At 69.8% G+C, this 16,772-nt stretch carries 13 protein-coding genes and 3 pseudogenes; 12 read left to right on the top strand and 4 right to left on the bottom strand.

The genetic code is table 11. From position 1 onward, the window contains the following. Window positions 1-4 precede the first annotated feature (4 nt). The 4 genes and pseudogenes from maiA to ACHMXE_RS31310 all read left to right on the top strand — a co-directional run bounded on the left by maiA (window position 5) and on the right by ACHMXE_RS31310 (window position 4,831). A complete protein-coding gene (maiA, locus tag ACHMXE_RS31325; protein ID WP_203206151.1) occupies window positions 5-643 on the top strand; it encodes a maleylacetoacetate isomerase in 639 nt (212 codons plus the stop codon). Next, window positions 643-1,410, top strand: a complete 768-nt coding sequence (gene pgeF / locus ACHMXE_RS31320) for a peptidoglycan editing factor PgeF (RefSeq protein WP_395347962.1) — start codon at window positions 643-645, stop codon at window positions 1,408-1,410. Before maiA ends, pgeF begins: the two co-directional genes overlap by 1 nt. A 437-nt stretch (window positions 1,411-1,847) precedes the next feature. Then, window positions 1,848-3,608 (top strand): class I poly(R)-hydroxyalkanoic acid synthase, encoded by a 1,761-nt coding sequence (gene phaC / locus ACHMXE_RS31315; protein ID WP_395347960.1) that lies wholly within the window; start codon window positions 1,848-1,850, stop codon window positions 3,606-3,608. Between the two features lie 43 nt (window positions 3,609-3,651). Beyond that, window positions 3,652-4,831 (top strand): annotated as a pseudogene (locus tag ACHMXE_RS31310) (acetyl-CoA C-acetyltransferase). A 24-nt stretch (window positions 4,832-4,855) separates the two neighbouring features. On the opposite strand, the gene ACHMXE_RS31305 reads toward ACHMXE_RS31310, so the two are convergent. Further along, window positions 4,856-5,488: a glutathione binding-like protein gene (locus ACHMXE_RS31305; RefSeq protein WP_203205378.1), complete on the bottom strand. Its 633-nt coding sequence runs from the start codon at window positions 5,486-5,488 to the stop codon at window positions 4,856-4,858. 28 nt (window positions 5,489-5,516) lie between these two features. On the opposite strand from ACHMXE_RS31305, the gene yghU reads away from it, so the two are divergent. Continuing rightward, a complete protein-coding gene (yghU, locus tag ACHMXE_RS31300) occupies window positions 5,517-6,398 on the top strand; it encodes a glutathione-dependent disulfide-bond oxidoreductase (RefSeq protein ID WP_395347959.1) in 882 nt (293 codons plus the stop codon). Between the two features lie 187 nt (window positions 6,399-6,585). On the opposite strand, the gene ACHMXE_RS31295 is transcribed toward yghU, so the two are convergent. After that, entirely contained in the window at window positions 6,586-7,494 is a 909-nt protein-coding gene (locus ACHMXE_RS31295; protein ID WP_395347958.1) for a LysR family transcriptional regulator, read from the bottom strand. A 146-nt stretch (window positions 7,495-7,640) separates the two neighbouring features. On the opposite strand from ACHMXE_RS31295, the gene ACHMXE_RS31290 reads away from it, so the two are divergent. The 5 genes and pseudogenes from ACHMXE_RS31290 to ACHMXE_RS31270 all read left to right on the top strand — a co-directional run bounded on the left by ACHMXE_RS31290 (window position 7,641) and on the right by ACHMXE_RS31270 (window position 12,700). Beyond that, a complete protein-coding gene (locus ACHMXE_RS31290) occupies window positions 7,641-8,645 on the top strand; it encodes a tripartite tricarboxylate transporter substrate binding protein (RefSeq protein WP_395347957.1) in 1,005 nt (334 codons plus the stop codon). Between the two features lie 19 nt (window positions 8,646-8,664). Further along, window positions 8,665-9,553: pseudogene (locus tag ACHMXE_RS31285) on the top strand (MaoC family dehydratase N-terminal domain-containing protein). A gap of 28 nt (window positions 9,554-9,581) precedes the next feature. After that, a pseudogene (locus ACHMXE_RS31280) lies at window positions 9,582-10,764 on the top strand (CaiB/BaiF CoA transferase family protein). Then, a complete protein-coding gene (locus ACHMXE_RS31275) occupies window positions 10,761-11,624 on the top strand; it encodes an HpcH/HpaI aldolase/citrate lyase family protein (RefSeq protein WP_395347956.1) in 864 nt (287 codons plus the stop codon). Before ACHMXE_RS31280 ends, ACHMXE_RS31275 begins: the two are co-directional and overlap by 4 nt. A 59-nt stretch (window positions 11,625-11,683) precedes the next feature. Continuing rightward, a complete protein-coding gene (locus ACHMXE_RS31270; RefSeq protein ID WP_395347955.1) occupies window positions 11,684-12,700 on the top strand; it encodes a tripartite tricarboxylate transporter substrate-binding protein in 1,017 nt (338 codons plus the stop codon). A gap of 12 nt (window positions 12,701-12,712) precedes the next feature. On the opposite strand, the gene ACHMXE_RS31265 is transcribed toward ACHMXE_RS31270, so the two are convergent. Further along, entirely contained in the window at window positions 12,713-13,246 is a 534-nt protein-coding gene (locus ACHMXE_RS31265) for a CinA family protein (RefSeq protein WP_395347954.1), read from the bottom strand. 206 nt (window positions 13,247-13,452) lie between these two features. On the opposite strand from ACHMXE_RS31265, the gene phbB reads away from it, so the two are divergent. Next, on the top strand, window positions 13,453-14,190 hold the full coding sequence (gene phbB / locus ACHMXE_RS31260) for an acetoacetyl-CoA reductase (RefSeq protein WP_093342858.1): 738 nt from the start codon (window positions 13,453-13,455) through the stop codon (window positions 14,188-14,190). Between the two features lie 284 nt (window positions 14,191-14,474). After that, window positions 14,475-16,217, top strand: coding sequence for a YbaL family putative K(+) efflux transporter (ybaL, locus tag ACHMXE_RS31255; RefSeq protein ID WP_203205387.1), 1,743 nt, complete (start codon window positions 14,475-14,477; stop codon window positions 16,215-16,217). A gap of 11 nt (window positions 16,218-16,228) precedes the next feature. On the opposite strand, the gene ACHMXE_RS31250 is transcribed toward ybaL, so the two are convergent. After that, window positions 16,229-16,633: a hypothetical protein gene (locus ACHMXE_RS31250; protein ID WP_203205388.1), complete on the bottom strand. Its 405-nt coding sequence runs from the start codon at window positions 16,631-16,633 to the stop codon at window positions 16,229-16,231. Window positions 16,634-16,772 lie beyond the last annotated feature (139 nt).

Genomic DNA, 16,772 nt, shown 5'->3' with positions numbered 1-16,772 from the left:
GACCATGAAGCTGCACAACTACTTCCGCTCCTCCTCCTCGTTCCGCGTTCGCATCGCGCTCAATCTCAAGGGGCTCGACTACGAATACATCCCCGTGCACATCGCGCGCGGCGAGCACCGCACCGGTCCTTACGCGGCGATCTCGGCCGACAACCTGGTGCCGCTGCTCGAGGACGACGGCGAGCGCTTTTCGCAGTCGCTGGCGATCATGGAGTACCTCGACGAGGTGCATCCCGAGCCGCCGCTGCTGCCGAGCGATCCCGCGGGCCGCGCCCATGTGCGCGCGCTGGCGCAGTCGATCGCCTGCGAGATCCATCCGCTGAACAACCTGCGCGTGCTCAAGTACCTCGTGAAGGACCTGAAGCTCGACGAGGAGGCCAAGAACGCCTGGTACCGCCACTGGGTGCGCGACGGCATGCTGGCCTTCGAGCGCCAGCTCGCGCAGCAGCCCGCCAGCACCTTCTGCTGGGGCGACAAGCCCACCCTGGCCGACTGCTGCCTGGTGCCGCAGGTCTTCAACGGCCGCCGCTTCGACTGCGACTTCAGCGGCCTGCCGCGCAGCATGGCGGCCTTCGACGCCTGCATGCAGCTCGACGCCTTCCAGCGCGCGCAGCCCTCGCAGTCGCCCGACGCGGAGGCCTGATGGCGCTGCCCTGGCTGGTGCCCGACTGGCCGGTGCCGGCCCACGTGCGCGCCGTCTGCACCACGCGCGAGGGCGGTGTTTCGCAGGGGCCCGAGGGGCGCTACGCCAGCCTCAACCTCGGCGACCACGTCGGCGACGACCCGGCCCATGTCGCGGCCAACCGCGCGCGGCTGCGCGAGGCGATCGGCGCGCGGCCGGTGTTCCTGCAGCAGGTGCACGGCACGGGCGTGGTGTCGCTCGACGCACCGGGCGTGGCCGACGGCACCGCGGCCGATGCCTGCACCGCCACGGTGGCGGGCGCGGCCTGCACGATCATGGTCGCCGACTGCCTGCCGGTGCTGTTCTGCGATGCCGAGGGCCGGCGCGTGGCGGCCGCCCATGCGGGCTGGCGCGGGCTCGCGGGCGGGGTGCTGGAGCAGGCCTTCCGCGCCTTCGAGGACGACGGGCAAGCCGGCGGCGATGTCATCGCCTGGCTCGGCCCCTGCATCGGCCCGTCGGCCTTCGAGGTCGGCACCGAGGTCAAGGCCGCCTTCGAGGCCCATGGGCCCGAGGCCGCCGGGTGCTTTCGGCCCGGCGCCGCGCCGGGCAAGTGGCTGGCCGACCTGCCCGCGCTCGCACGCCAGCGGCTGCGCGCGCTCGGCATCGAGCGGATCCACGGCAACGACGGCGGCGACGCCTGGTGCACCGTGCGCAATGCCTCAGGGTTCTTTTCGCACCGGCGCGACGGGGTCAGCGGGCGTTTCGCCGCGCTGGTCTGGAAGGTCTGAATGTCCGGCTTGCGCCGCCAGCTCCTCGGCGGCCGCGCGCGGCGCGCCGCCTCCTGCGCGGCCCGTTCCTTTTCCTTCAGCGCCCGGCGCCGCGCGGGCGTGCTCATCAGGTAAACCACCAGTGCCACGGGGGCGAGCCCGTACAGTAGAAAGGTGATGATGGCGCCGAGCACGGTCCCGGTGGTGTTGGTGGCCTCGGCCACCGCCATCATCAGCACCACGTAGAGCCAGCCGATCACGACGAGATGAATGAACATGGGGAAGGAGAGCGGGGCGAACGAAAGAGGAAGTAAAGCGTGTTTCCACACCGGCCGTGCGATGACGGCCACCGGGGTCCGGACCGCGCCGGCGCGGCGTTGTGAGCGTCTTGCGAATGCAGCATACTCAAACGACGCAAAGCCATCCGGATCGATTTCAGGCGAGGAGCAGGAGACACCATGACGAAAGCAACGGGGGCCGACGCGTTCGAACCCTTTCAACAGGCGCTCACCCAGGGGTGGCGCAAGGCGCTGGAGTCCTTCCAGCAGCCGGCCGGGCAGGGCGCCTGGACCGGCAATGGCAAACCGCTGTGGCAGATGCCTGAAATGCCAGGCATGCCCCCCTTGGGGACGATGCCGGAGTTGCCCAAGTTCTCGATCGATCCCGCGGCACTGCAGGCCATCCAGCAGCAGTACCTCGCGGAAGCCACCGCGCTCTGGGGCCAGGGCTTCGGCGCCAAGCCCGAGGGCGACCGACGCTTCGCCGGCGAGGCCTGGAGCGGCAACCCGCTGTCGGCCTTCTCGGCCGCGATCTACCTGCTCAACGGCCGCACCCTGCTGAAGATGGCCGAGGCCATCGATGCCGACGAGAAGACCAAGGCACGGCTGCGCTTCGCGGTCGAGCAGTGGATGGCGGCCTCGTCGCCGAGCAATTCGCTGGCCTTCAATGCCGAGGCGCAGAAGAAGGCGATCGACACCCAGGGCGAGAGCATCGCCAAGGGCATCCAGAACCTGCTGCACGACGTGCGCCAGGGCCACCTGAGCATGACCGACGAGAGCGCCTTCGAAGTGGGGCGCAACGTCGCCACCACCGAGGGCGCGGTGGTGTTCGAGAACGCGTTCTTCCAGCTGCTCGAATACAAGCCGCTGACCGCCAAGGTCTACGAGCGCCCGTTCCTGCTGGTGCCGCCGTGCATCAACAAGTTCTACATCCTCGACCTGCAACCCGAGAACTCGCTGATCCGCTATGCCAACGAGCAGGGCCACCGCGTGTTCGTGGTGAGCTGGCGCAATCCCGACGAATCGCTCGCGCAGGCGACCTGGGACGACTACATCGAGCAGGCCGCGATCGAGGCCATCCACCGGGTGCAGGAGATCAGCGGCAGCCCGCAGATCAACACGCTGGGCTTCTGCGTCGGCGGCACCATCCTGTCGACCGCGCTCGCGGTGCTGGCCGCGCGCGGCGAGGAACCGGCCGCCTCGGTCACCTTGCTGACCACCTTCCTCGACTTCAGCGACACCGGCATCCTCGACATCTTCGTCGACGAGCCCATGGTGCAGTACCGCGAGATGCAGCTCGGCAAGGGCGGCCTGCTGCCCGGCGGCGACCTGGCTTCCACCTTCAGCTTCCTGCGTCCCAACGACCTGGTCTGGAACTACGTGGTGGGCAACTACCTCAAGGGCGAGACCCCGCCGCCCTTCGACCTGCTCTACTGGAACAGCGACGCCACCAACCTGCCGGGCCCGTTCTACGCCTGGTACCTGCGCAACACGTACCACGAGAACAAGCTGGCCGAGCCCGACGCGCTCACGGTCTGCGGCGAGAAGATCGACCTGCGCCGCATCGACATCCCGGCCTACATCTACGGCTCGCGCGAGGACCACATCGTGCCGATCGGCGGCGCCTACGCCTCGACCCAGATCCTGCCGGGCAGGAAGCGCTTCGTGATGGGCGCCTCGGGCCATATCGCGGGCGTGATCAACCCGCCGGCCAAGAACAAGCGCAGCCACTGGATCCGCGCCGACGGCAAGCTGCCGAAGACGCAGGCCGAATGGCTGGCCGGCGCGCAGGAGCATCCGGGCAGCTGGTGGACCGACTGGTCCCAGTGGCTCAAGGGCCACGCGGGCAAGCAGATCCCCGCGCCCAAGACCTACGGCAAGGGCAAGGCCTACCAGGCCATCGAGCCCGCGCCAGGCCGCTACGTCAAGGCCCGGGCCTGACGCTCGCATTACCGAATTTCAAATCACCTCAACGGAGAACCTCATGGAAGACATCGTCATCGTTTCGGCCGCGCGCACCGCCGTCGGCAAGTTCGGCGGCTCGCTCGCCGGCATCGCGGCCACCGAACTGGGCGCCATCGTCATCAAGGAAGTGATCGCGCGTGCCAACCTCACGCCCGAGCAGGTCGGCGAAGCCATCATGGGCCAGGTGCTCGCGGCCGGCGCCGGCCAGAATCCCGCGCGCCAGGCGTGGCTCAAGAGCGGCGGCGCCAAGGAGACGCCCGCGCTCACGATCAACGCCGTCTGCGGCTCGGGCCTGAAGGCCGTGATGCTCGCGGCCCAGGCGGTTGCCACGGGTGACAGCGGACATCGTCGTGGCCGGCGGCCAGGAGAGCATGAGCCTCGCGCCGCACGTGCTGCCGAACTCGCGCAACGGCCAGCGCATGGGCGACTGGAAGCTGGTCGACACCATGATCGTCGACGGCCTGTGGGACGTCTACAACCAGTACCACATGGGCATCACGGCCGAGAACGTGGCCAAGAAGTACGGCATCGACCGCGCCGCGCAGGACGAACTGGCGCTCGCCAGCCAGACCAAGGCCGCCGCCGCGCAGGACGCCGGCAAGTTCAAGGACGAGATCGTTCCCGTCACCATCCCGCAGAAGAAGGGCGACCCGGTCGTCTTCGACAAGGACGAGTTCATCAACCGCAAGACCAGCGCCGAAGGCCTGGCCGGCCTGCGCCCCGCCTTCGACAAGGCCGGCGGCGTGACCGCGGGCAATGCCTCGGGCCTGAACGACGGCGCCGCCGCCGTGCTCGTGATGACCGCCAAGAAGGCGGCCGCTCTCGGCCTCAAGCCGCTGGGCCGCATCGCCAGCTACGCCACCGCCGGCCTCGACCCCGCGATCATGGGCATGGGCCCGGTGCCGGCCTCGACCAAGGCGCTGCAGCGCGCCGGCTGGAAGGCCGCCGACCTCGACCTGCTCGAGATCAACGAAGCCTTCGCCGCGCAGGCCTGCGCCGTGAACAAGGAAATGGGCTGGGACATCAACAAGGTCAACGTCAACGGCGGCGCCATCGCCATCGGCCATCCGATCGGCGCGTCGGGCTGCCGCATCCTGGTGACGCTGCTGCACGAGATGCAGCGCCAGAACGCCAAGAAGGGCATCGCCTCGCTGTGCATCGGCGGCGGCATGGGCGTGGCGCTTACCATCGAGCGCTGACCCCCGGCGCGCCGTCGTCGTCGCTCAGAGCGACATCGACGGCCGCTGCGCCATCGCCGCGCGCCAGCGCACCAGCTCGGGGTGCTGTTCCCCGGGCTTCACGCGCACGATGCGCGCGAAATCCACTGCCACCACGGCGGTGATGTCGGCCAGGCTGAAGCGGTCGGTCGCGATGAACTCGCGGCCGGCCAGCCGGTCGTTCAGGGTCTCGAAGAAATGCTGCACCCGCGCCAGCCCGCGCTGCGCGAGTTCGGGGATCTGCGCGTAGTTCACCGGGCCCGGCAACGCGCGGTCGGCCATGGCCGGCGAGCCGTTGCGCAGGGTCTCGGCGATCGCCAGCAGCCCTTCGAATTCCACGCGCCAGTGCCAGCTCGCGACCTCGGCCTTCTCGGCCGGCGTGCGGCCCATCAGCGGCGGCTCGGGATGGCGCGCCTCGGCCCAGGCCGCGATGGCGGCGTTGTCGGTCAGCAGGCCGTCTTCGGCGGTGCGCAGCGCGGGCACCGTGCACTGCGGATTGATGGCGCGATAGGCCTCGCCCAATTGCTCACCACGAACCAGGTCGACCTGCACCGTCTCGTGGGCAATGCCCTTCTCGGCCAGCAGGATGCGCGCGCGGCGCGGACTCGGCGCGGTGGCGCAGTCATAGAGAATGTTCATCGTCTGTCCAACTCCTGGAACTCATTGCATGAATGGCACGATCGCCTATACGCCGCCCACCGTCTGGTCCTGGAACAAGGAAAGCGGCGGCCGCTTCGCGAACATCAATCGCCCGATCGCGGGCGCCACCCATGAGAAGGACCTGCCGGTGGGGCGGCATCCGCTGCAACTCTATTCGCTGGCGACGCCCAACGGCGTGAAAGTGACAGTGATGCTCGAGGAACTGCTGGCGCTGGGCCACGCGGGCGCCGAGTACGACGCCTGGCTGATCCGCATCAGCGAGGGCGACCAGTTCGGCAGCGGCTTCGTGGCCGTCAATCCCAACTCCAAGATTCCCGCGCTGCTGGACCGCAGCGGCGCCACGCCGATCCGCGTCTTCGAGTCGGGCGCGATCCTGCAGTACCTGGCCGAGAAGTTCGGCAATGCCTTTCTTCCGACCGAGCGCGCGGCGCGCGCCGAATGCCTGTCGTGGCTGTTCTGGCAGATGGGCAGCGCGCCCTACCTGGGCGGTGGCTTCGGCCATTTCTATGCCTATGCGCCGACCAAGATCGAGTACGCGATCGACCGCTTCGCGATGGAGGTCAAGCGCCAGCTCGACGTGCTCGACCGCCGGCTGGCCGAGAGCCGCTACCTCGCGGGCGACGACTACACCATCGCCGACATCGCGGTCTGGCCCTGGTACGGCGCGCTCGCCAAGGGGCAGCTCTACGAATCGGGCGAGTTCCTGCAGGTGAGCGAATACCAGAACGTGCTGCGCTGGAACGACGAGATCGCGCAGCGCCCGGCGGCGCAACGCGGCCGCATGGTCAACCGCGCCTGGGGCCAGCCCGAGAGCCAGCTGCACGAGCGCCACGACGCGGCCGACTTCCAGACCCGCACGCAGGACAAGCTCGACGCCAACGCGGGCTGAGCCTGTTGATCTTGTACACCGCCCGTTTTTTGAGCAAAGTGTGGAATCCCTTTATAAAACAACGACTTAAATTCGTTTTACAAGGCTCCACATGAGTTGTCCCCAAAGTTGTGCACAGAAAGTGGGGATGAAGCGGCGGAACTCAGGAGTCGCGCGCAAGTAGGCGCAGTCCCACGGAAAAGCGCTCTCAGGCGCCGGCCGCATCGGCCGCGTAATGGCGGCACAGCGTGTTCACCAGCGCCTGCGCATACACCGGCAGCGCCGCGCGTTCCCTCACCAGCAGATAGCGCTCGCGCACGCACCAGGCATCGCTGAGTTCGATCAGCGCGAGCTTCATGCCCTCCTGGTTGCGGCGCGCGGCCGACTCGGGCACGACGCCGATGCCCACGCCGCTGCCGATCATCCGGCACATGGCGTCGAAGCTGCCGAGCTGGATGCGCAGCTTCTGGCGCTTGCCGATGCGGTCCGTGACCTGTCCCAGGAAGGCCTGCAAGGTGCTGCCCTGCTGCATGCCGATGGCGTCCTCGTCGAGCGTCTCGGCGAAGGCGATGGTGCGCAGCCGAGCGAAGCGGTGCTGGCGCGAGGTCACCAGCACCAGGCGGTCGGTGCTGAAGTGGATCGATTCCAGGCCCAGGGTGTCGACGCTGCCCGCGACGATGCCGATGTCGGCGCGTCCGTCGCGCACGCCGCGCGGGATCTGAGCGTTCGGTTTTTCCTGAAGGTCGACGTTGATGCGCGGATTGGCGGCGAGGAAGGCCGGCAGGATCTCGGGCAGGAAGTCGGTCACGGCCGTGGTGTTGGCGAACACGCGCAGGTGGCCGCGCAGGCCGCCGCCGTACTCGAGCAGGTCGGAGCGCAGCTGGTCGGTCTGATTCAGCAGCAGCCTCGCGTGGTGCAGGAAGGCCTCGCCCGGTGGCAGCAGGCGCACGCCGCGCGCTTCGCGCTGCAACAGCTGCAGGCCGGCCTGGTTCTCGAGCGCCTTGATGCGGGCGCTCGCCGCGGCCAGCGACAGGTGCTGCCGGTCGGCCGCGCGCGTGAGGCTGCCGAGCTCGGCCGTGGCCACGAACAGGCGCAGGTCGGTGAGGTCGAAGAGCATGGCCCGATGGTAGCCGTCGACCGCGAGGCTTCGGTCAGACCGAAGGCTGGGTTCCGAAATCGGAGATTGCGCCAGGGCGCGGGCCCGGCGCACCATGCGCCATGGCCGGGGAGCACCGCGGCCTTCACGACACACCGGAGACAGGCATGGCTTCTCGCGCAACGGCGCTTTCTTCTTCTCTTTTCTCGTGGTTCGCCGCGGCATTGATCGCCGTGCTGTCGACCGGCGCCTCGGCGCAGCCAGCGGCCAGCACCTATCCCACGCGTCCCGTCACCCTGATCGTGCCGCAGGCCGCGGGCGGCACCAACGACATCGTCGGCCGGCTCGTGGGCCAGAAGCTCGGCGAGCTGCTCGGCGTCGGCGTGGTGGTCGACAACCGCCCCGGCGCGGGCGGCAACATCGGCACGCAGCTCGCGGCCAAGGCGCCGAAGGACGGCCAGACCCTGCTGATGACCATCAGCAGCAGCCAGGCGATCAATCCCGCGCTCTACCGCAACCCCGGCTTCGATCCCGAGAAGGACTTCAAGCCCGTGGGCCTGATCGGCGCCGTGCCCAACGTGCTGCTGGTCAATCCCGGTTTCCCCGCCAAGACCCTGCCCGAACTGCTGGCGCTCGCGCGGCAGAAGGGCGCGCACTACCAGTACGCCTCGGCCGGCAACGGCACGCTCAACCACCTGCTCGGCGAGATGCTCAACAGCATGGCCGGCATCTCGCTCGAGCACGTGCCCTACAAGGGCGTGGCGCCGGCCATCAACGACGTGCTCGGCGGCCAGCTGCCGATCGTGTTCGCGAGCCTGCCTTCGGCGCTGCCGCACATCAAGGCCGGCAAGCTGCGCGCGCTGGCCGTCAGCGGCGCGAAGCGTTCGCCGGCGCTGCCCGACGTGCCCGCCATCGCCGAGGCGGTGCCGGGCTACGACGGCACCCTGTGGATCGGCCTGTTCGCGCCCGCCGGCGTGCCGAGCGAGGTGCTCGCGAAGCTGCAGGACACCATGCACAAGGCGCTGGCCGCGAAGGACCTGCGCGAGAAGCTCGAGCAGCAGGGTGTGGAGGTCGCGCCGCCGACCTCGCCCGAGCAGTTCGCGGCGCTGCTGCACGACGACCTCGGCAAGTGGGCGCGCATCGTCAAGCAATCGGGCGCCTCGGTCGATTGACCCGGATTCAGGAGAACGGATGACCCCACACGACACCCCCGCCATCGACGCCGCCGCGCTCGCCGGCCTGCAGGCCTGGCAGGGCCGCAGCGAAAGCCTGCACGACCAGATCGTCGCGAGCCCGGTGCGCGCGCTCTCGGCCACGCTCGACCGCGACGATCCCGCGCCGACCGCCGGCACGCCGCTGCCCGCGCTGTGGCACTGGCTCTATTTCCTGCCGCACCACCGGCAGTCCGAGATCGGCCCCGATGGCCATGCGAAGCGCGGCGGCTTCCTGCCGCCGGTGCCGCTGCCGCGCCGCATGTGGGCCGGCGGCCGGCTGCGCTGGGAGACCGGCAATCCACTGGCCGTGGGCGACACGGTGGAGCGGCGCTCGACCATCGTCTCGGTCGAGCACAAGACCGGCCGCAGCGGCGAACTGGTGTTCGTGCTGGTACGCCACGAGGTGCACAACGCGCGCGGCCTCGCGCTGACCGAGGAACACGACATCGTCTACCGCGCCGCGCCGCAACCGGGCGAGGCCGCGCCGGCGCCCAAGGCCGCGCCGAAGGACGCCGCCTTCAGCCGCGACATCGTGCCCGACGACGTGCTGCTGTTCCGCTACTCGGCGCTGACCTTCAACGGCCACCGCATCCACTACGACCGGCGCTACGTCACCGAGGTCGAGGGCTATCCGGGCCTGATCGTGCACGGCCCGCTGATCGCGACCCTGCTGGTCGACCTGCTGCGCCGACACACGGGCGACGCGCCCGCTCGCGCGCTTCGAGTTCCGCGCCGTGCGGCCCACCTTCGACATCGCGCCGTTCCGCGTGCATGGCAAGCCCGGCGCCGACGGCAAGAGCTTCGCGCTCTGGGGCGAGGACGCCGAGGGCTGGCTCACGATGCAGGCCACCGCGGTGCTGGCCTGAGGACTCTCTTCTTCCAGGAAATCAAGCAATGACAAGACCCCTCGATGGGATCACGGTGGTGTCGCTCGAACATGCGATCGCGGCGCCTTTCTGCACCCGCCAGCTCGCCGACCTCGGCGCGCGCGTCATCAAGGTGGAGCGCCCGGGCGTGGGCGACTTCGCCGCGCGCCTACGACCAGCGCGTGGCCGGCGAGGCCTCGCACTTCGTCTGGGTCAACCGCTCGAAGGAAAGCATCTCGCTCGACCTCAAGCAGCCCGCCGCGCTCGAGGTGCTGCAGGAACTGGTGGCCGGCGCCGACGTGCTGGTGCAGAACCTCGCGCCGGGCGCCGCGGCACGCATGGGGCTCGGCGCGCAGGCGCTGCAGGCCAAGTACCCGCGGCTCGTCGTCTGCGACATCTCGGGCTATGGCGAGGACGGCCCGTACCGCGACAAGAAGGCCTACGACCTGCTGATCCAGAGCGAGGCCGGCTTCCTCTCGGTCACCGGCACGCCCGAGGACCCCTGCAAGTCGGGCAACTCCATCGCCGACATCGCCGCGGGCATGTATGCCTACACCGGCATCCTGGCCGCGCTGCTCCAGCGCGGCAAGACCGGCAAGGGCTCGCACATCGACGTCTCGATGCTCGAGTCGCTGGCCGAGTGGATGGGTTTTCCGATGTACTACGCCTACCAGGGCGCGACGCCGCCGCCGCGCAGCGCCGCCTCGCACGCCACCATCTATCCCTATGGCCCGTTCCCCGCGGGCGACGGCGGCACGGTGATGCTGGGGCTGCAGAACGAGCGCGAGTGGAAGCTGTTCTGCGAGAAGGTGCTGCTGCAGCCCGCGCTGGCCACCGACGCGCGCTTCGACAGCAATGCGCGGCGCAACGAACACCGCGAGGAACTGCGCGCCATCGTCGTCGGCCTGTTCGGCGCGCTGAGCACCGCCCAGGTGCTCGAGCGCCTCGACGCCGCCCAGATCGCCAACGCGCGCATGAACGACATGGCCGGGCTCTGGGCGCATCCGCAGCTGCAGGCGCGCGAGCGCTGGCGCCAGGTCGACTCGCCGGCCGGGCCCATACCCGCGCTGCTGCCGGCCGGGCGCCAGAGCGCCTTCGACTACCGCATGGATGCCATCCCCGCCGTGGGCGAGCACACCGATGCGATCCTGCGCGCGCTGGGCCGCAGTGAGGAGCAGATCGCGGCACTGCGCGAGGCCGGGGCCATATGAGCGCCCAGGCCCTGGGGCTCGCGCGCACCTTCCTGTTCGTGCCGGCCGACCGGCCCGAACGCCATGCGCGCGCGCTGGCGAGCGGCGCCGGCGCGGTCATCGTCGACCTCGAGGACGCGGTCGCGCCCGAGCGCAAGCCCGCCGCGCGCGAGGCCCTGCCCGAGCTCTTCGCCGCATTGCCCGCAGCCGGCCGCGCGCGCCTGCTGCTGCGCATCAACGCGCCGGGCACGCCCTGGCATGCCGACGACCTCGCGCTGGTCGCGCGGCTCGCGGCGGCGCGCGCCATCGCGGGCGCGGTGCTGCCCAAGGCCGAAGGCGCCGACCCGCTGGCGCGGCTGGCCGAGGCCGCCGGACCGGAAGCCGTGCTGGTGCCGCTGATCGAATCGGCCGCGGGCCTCGCGGCGCTCGATGCGATCGCCGCCGCGCCCCAGGTGCTGCGGCTGGCCTTCGGGCACCTCGATTTCCAGGCCGACCTCGGCATGGCCTGCGACGCGCAGGAGGCCGAGCTGGTGCCGGTACGGCTCGCGCTGGTGCTGGCCTCGCGCCGCGCCAACCTGGCCGCGCCCATCGACGGCATCGCGACCGACTGGCGCGACCCCGAGCGGCTCACGGCCGAGGCGGCGCGTGCGCGGCGCGGCGGCTTCGGCGCCAAGCTCTGCATCCATCCCGCGCAGGTGGCTCCGGTGCATGCGGCGCTCGGGCCCGGCGCCGACGAACTGGCGTGGGCGCGGCGCGTGGTCGAGGCCGTGGCGCTCGCCGGCGGCGGCGTCGTGAATCTCGACGGCCGCATGGTCGACGCACCGGTGGTCAAGCTCGCGCAGCGCCTGCTCGCGCTCGATGCGCAGGCGCCGCCGCACTGAGCCTTCCCAGGACATTCATTCGTTCATCAACCCAAGGCAAGAAGAAGGAGACAAGAGACATGAATGCATCGAACCCCGCGCGCGAGCGCCGCCCCCTGCGCCTCGCCGCGGCCGCCGCCCTGGCCATCGGCCTCGTGGCCGCGCCCTGGAGCGCTTCGGCGCAGGGCGCCTGGCCCGACAAGCCGATCGTGATGGTGGTGCCGTACTCGGCCGGCGGCCCCACCGACGTGGTGGCGCGCATGCTCGCGGTGCCCATGGGCAAGTCGCTGGGCCAGACGGTGGTGGTCGAGAACACGGTGGGCGCCGGCGGCACCATCGCGCCGACCCGCGTGGCCAAGGCCGCGCCCAACGGCAACACCATCCTGATCCACCACATGGGCATGGCCACCGCGCCCGCGCTCTACAAGAAGCTCAACTACGACCCGCTCAAGGACTTCGAGTACATCGGCCAGGTGATGGACGTGCCGATGACCCTGCTGTCGCGCAAGGACTTCCCGGCGAACAACTTCCAGGAGCTGCTGACCTACGTGAAGGCCAACCGCGACAAGGTCTCGCTCGCCAATGCCGGCGTCGGCGCGGTCTCGCAGCTGTGCGGCATGCTGTTCGCGCACCAGATCGGCGTGCAGCTCACGACCGTGCCCTACAAGGGCGCCGGCCCCGCGCTCAACGACCTGATGGGCGGTCAGGTCGACCTGCTGTGCGACCAGACCACGCAGACCGCGCCGGTGATCAAGGACGGCACGCGCGTGAAGGTGTTCGGCGTGACCACGCCCAAGCGCCTGTCGAGCATGCCCAACCTGCCCACGCTCGACGAGCAGGGCCTCAAGGGCTTCGACGTGAAGGTCTGGCACGGCATCTACGCACCCAAGGGCACGCCGCCGGCGGTGCTCGACAAGCTCAACGTCGCGCTGCGCGCCGCCCTGCAGGACGACATGGTGAAGCAGCGGCTGGCCGAGCTGAGCTCGGAGATCGTGCCGCTCGACAAGCAGACGCCCGAAGGCCTGCGCACGCACCTCGTGGCCGAGATCGACAAGTGGGGCAAGGTGATCAAGGCGGCCGGGGTACAGGCCGACTGACGCCCCTGGCCGTCAGCCCGCGCGCAGCACCTGCTCGAACAGCGCGAGCAGGTGGCGCGCGAACAGGTCCATGTTCGCGGGCCGGTCGTTGCCGCCGGTCTCGATGGTGCGGCTCTCGGACACCCCGTCCGGCCCGCCGACCACCGCGAGGCAGACCCGCCCTGGCGCATCGCCATAGGGGCTGCCCGACGGACCGGCCGCGCCGGTCTCGGCGATGCCCCAGCCCGAATGATGGCTGTCGCGCATGCGCCCGGCGATCAGCAAGGCATAGGGCTCGGTCTCGCCGCGCAGGCCGGCCATGTCCTCGGCGGTGAGCCCGAGCAGCGCGCGGCCCGCGCGCCGCGAATAGACCACCGCGCCGCCGCGGAAGTAGGCCGAGGCACCGGGGATCGCGAGCAGCGCGGCCGACACCAGTCCGCCGGCCGAGGACTCGACCACCGCCACGGTCTGGCCGCGCTCGCGCAGCAGTGCGCCGACGCGCGCGGCGATCGCGCCCAGCGGCTCAGGGTTTGCCGCCTCGGGACTTACGCTGACACCTGCAGTCATACTTTGGAACTCCTTCGAAACGAAGCGAACGCAAGAGCGTATGCGCCCCGCGTGGAGAATGATGGAACAGCGCTGCGCGAATACATCGTGACACCCGATAAACACCCCAGGTCAGTGTTTTTCCCGAGACGGAGGGTGGTCCGAAACTCGCTAGAGTGAAGGCGGCCGTTCAAAGGCTTTCGACAAGTACACACAAGGAATTTCTCATGAGCAAGAAAGTTGCATATGTCACTGGAGGCATGGGTGGCATCGGAACAGCCATCTGCCAGCGTCTCCACAAGGACGGCTTCCGCGTCGTCGCCGGTTGCGGCCCCACCCGCGATTATTCGAAGTGGCTGGCCGAACAGAAAGCCCTGGGTTTCGAGTTCCACGCCTCGGTCGGCAATGTCGGCGACTGGCAGTCCACGGTCGAGGCCTTCTCGGCCGCGAAGGCGGCGCACGGCGCCATCGACGTGCTGGTCAACAACGCCGGCATCACGCGCGACCGCATGTTCCTCAAGATGACGCCCGAGGACTGGAGCGCGGTCATCGAGACCAATCTCAACAGCATGTTCAACGTCACCAAGCAGGTGGTGGGCGACATGGTCGAAAAGGGCTGGGGCCGCATCATCAACATCAGCTCGGTCAATGGCGCCAAGGGCCAGGCGGGCCAGACCAACTACTCGGCGGCCAAGGCCGGCATGCACGGCTTCACGATGGCGCTGGCCCAGGAGCTCGCGGGCAAGGGCGTGACGGTCAACACCGTGAGCCCCGGCTACATCGGCACCGACATGGTGAAGGCCATCCGCCAGGAAGTGCTCGACAAGATCGTCGCCACGATCCCGGTCAAGCGCCTGGGCGAGCCGAGCGAGATCGCTTCCATCATCGCGTGGCTGGCCACCGACGAGGGCGGCTACTCGACCGGCGCCGACTTCTCGGTCAACGGCGGCCTGCACATGCACTGAGCGAGCTTCGCGAGAAAACACAAACCCGCTTCGGCGGGTTTTTTCATGCCCGCAGCTCTCCCAGCGGACAACCGGAGCGCAGCGCTTCCCGTGCACAGGGCACCGGGTACTCCCCGCAGCGAAATCAAGGAGGAGGCCGAAGGCCGGGGGACATTCGCGGAGGGGAGTACCCGGTGCCCTGTGCACGCGCCCCGAACGAACAGGTCACGGCCATACCCCGGCAAATGCAACCGCCTTGCATACGTGTAATGAACGAGACCCCCACGTTCCTGCAAAATCGGCCGATGCCCCACAGCGTCTCACTCATCAACACCATCGCCGCCGGCCTCGGCCTGGCCCTGGTGCTCGGCTTCTTCGCCGCGCGCCTTCGCCTGCCGGCCCTGGTCGGCTACCTGCTGGCCGGCGTCATCATCGGCCCCTTCACGCCCGGCTTCGTGGCCGATGCCGGCATCGCCGCGCAGCTGGCCGAGATCGGCGTGATGCTGCTGATGTTCGGCGTGGGGCTGCATTTCTCGCTCGACGACCTGCTGGCCGTGCGCAAGATCGCGCTGCCCGGCGCGCTGCTGCAGATCACCGTGGCCACGCTGCTCGGCGGCGCGCTCGCGCTCTGGTGGGGCTGGAACCTCGGCGCCGCGCTGGTGTTCGGCCTGGCGCTCTCGGTCGCCAGCACGGTCGTGCTGCTGCGCGCGCTCGAGAGCCTGGGCATTCTCGATTCCTTCACCGGCCGCATCGCCGTCGGCTGGCTGGTGGTGGAAGACCTCGCCATGGTGCTGGTGCTCGTGCTGCTGCCCCCGCTCGCCGAAACCCTCGGCGGCCGTGCCGCCGGCACCGATGCCTCGCCGCTGTGGCAGACCCTGGGCCTCACCCTGCTGCAGGTCGGCGGCTTCGTCGCCCTCATGCTGATCGTCGGGCGCCGCGTCTTCCCGTGGATCCTCTGGCAGGTCGCGCGCACCGGCTCGCGCGAGCTGTTCACCCTGTGCGTGGTGGCCGCCGCCGTCAGCATCGCCTTCGCCTCGGCCGCCCTGTTCGGCGTCTCCTTCGCGCTCGGCGCCTTCTTCGCCGGCATGGTCATGCGCGAATCGCAGTTCAGCCACCGCGCCGCCCAGGAATCGCTGCCGCTGCGCGACGCCTTCGCCGTGCTGTTCTTCGTCTCGGTCGGCATGCTGTTCGATCCCTCCGTGCTGCTCGAGCGCCCGCTGCAGGTGCTGGCCGTGGTGCTGGTGATCGTGCTGGGCAAGTCGCTCGCCGCCTGCGGCCTGGTGCTGGTGCTGCGCTATCCGCTGGCCACCGCGCTCACCGTCAGCGCCAGCCTGGCGCAGATCGGCGAGTTCTCGTTCATCCTCGTGGGCCTGGGCGTCTCGCTGGGCCTCATGCCCGCCGAGGGCCAGAGCCTGATCCTGGCCGGCGCCCTGATCTCCATCGCCACCAACCCGCTGTGGTTCAGCCTGATCGCGCCGCTGCAGAAATGGCTGCATGCCCATTCCTCGTTCGCGCGCCGCCTCGAGGCGCGCGACGACCCGCTGGCCGAGCTGCCGATGAGCACCGAGGCGCGCTATCTCTCGCGCCAGGTCGTGCTGGTCGGTTATGGCCGGGTCGGGCGCCGCATCGCCGCCGAGCTCAAGGCGCACGACATCCCCTACGTGGTGGCCGAGCAGAACCGCGAGCTGGTCGAGAAGCTGCGCGAGGAGGGCGGTGCCGCCGTCTATGGCGACGCGGCCGATCCGGCTGTGCTGATCCAGGCCCACATCGCGCGCGCCCGCGTGCTGGTGGTGGCCACGCCGGCCGCACTCAACGTGCGGCAGATGATCGAGACCGCGCGCACCCTCAACCCGACCATCGAGACCGTGATCCGCAGCCACAACGAAGAGGAAGCGGAACTGCTCACGCGCGAAGTCTCGGCCACCGTCTTCCTCGGCGAGCACGAGCTGGCCCAGGCGATGGCGCGCGACGTGGTGCGCCGCGCCGTGGCGCCGCCCGCGCCCAACGGCGCCCATGGCACGCCGAGCGTGCCGGCCGCGCCGGCCTGAACGCCCTGGTTCTAGAGGTCCTCGATCACCAGCGTGCGGTAGCGCTGCGCGATCGAGTAGGGAACCGTGCGCACCACCTCCATCATGCGTTCGGCGTCTTCCTGCTCCTCGGTGCGCACCAGCAGCGCCGTGTGGCCTTCGCGCGCCAGCTTGGTGTAGGCGCGCACCGTCGCGCCCTCGGTGCCCGCGGAGGGCAGGGGGTTGTCGGCCTCGGCCACCGTCGGCGTGATCTCCGCCAACACCGTCGCGGGCGGCAGCAGGAAGATGTCGTCCGCGCTCACGCCCTTCTCGACGAGCCCGCGGCCGACGCGCTCCGCGTCCTCGGCGTTCCCGAACATCACCATCGAATGGCCGGTGGGATAGAAGGCGCCGCCGATGGTCGCTCGCATCTTGGAATCCAGGGTGAATCGCTTCATGGGGCCTCCTGTCGTCTGGGCATGCGGCGTGCCGCGGGTGTTTGATCCATGGGCAAAACTTAGGTCGCGCACCAACGCCCGCCTGTAGGAGAAGCCCGGAAGCTGGGAACGGTGGGCGCCACCGGCTGGCGCAGGAAGC

Origin of the sequence: Variovorax sp. UC122_21, from assembly GCF_044056785.1 — a bacterium.
Classification (GTDB): Bacteria; Pseudomonadota; Gammaproteobacteria; order Burkholderiales; family Burkholderiaceae_C; genus Variovorax.
Note: the sequence above shows the minus strand (reverse complement) of the source record. Positions and strands in the feature narration are given on the sequence as shown.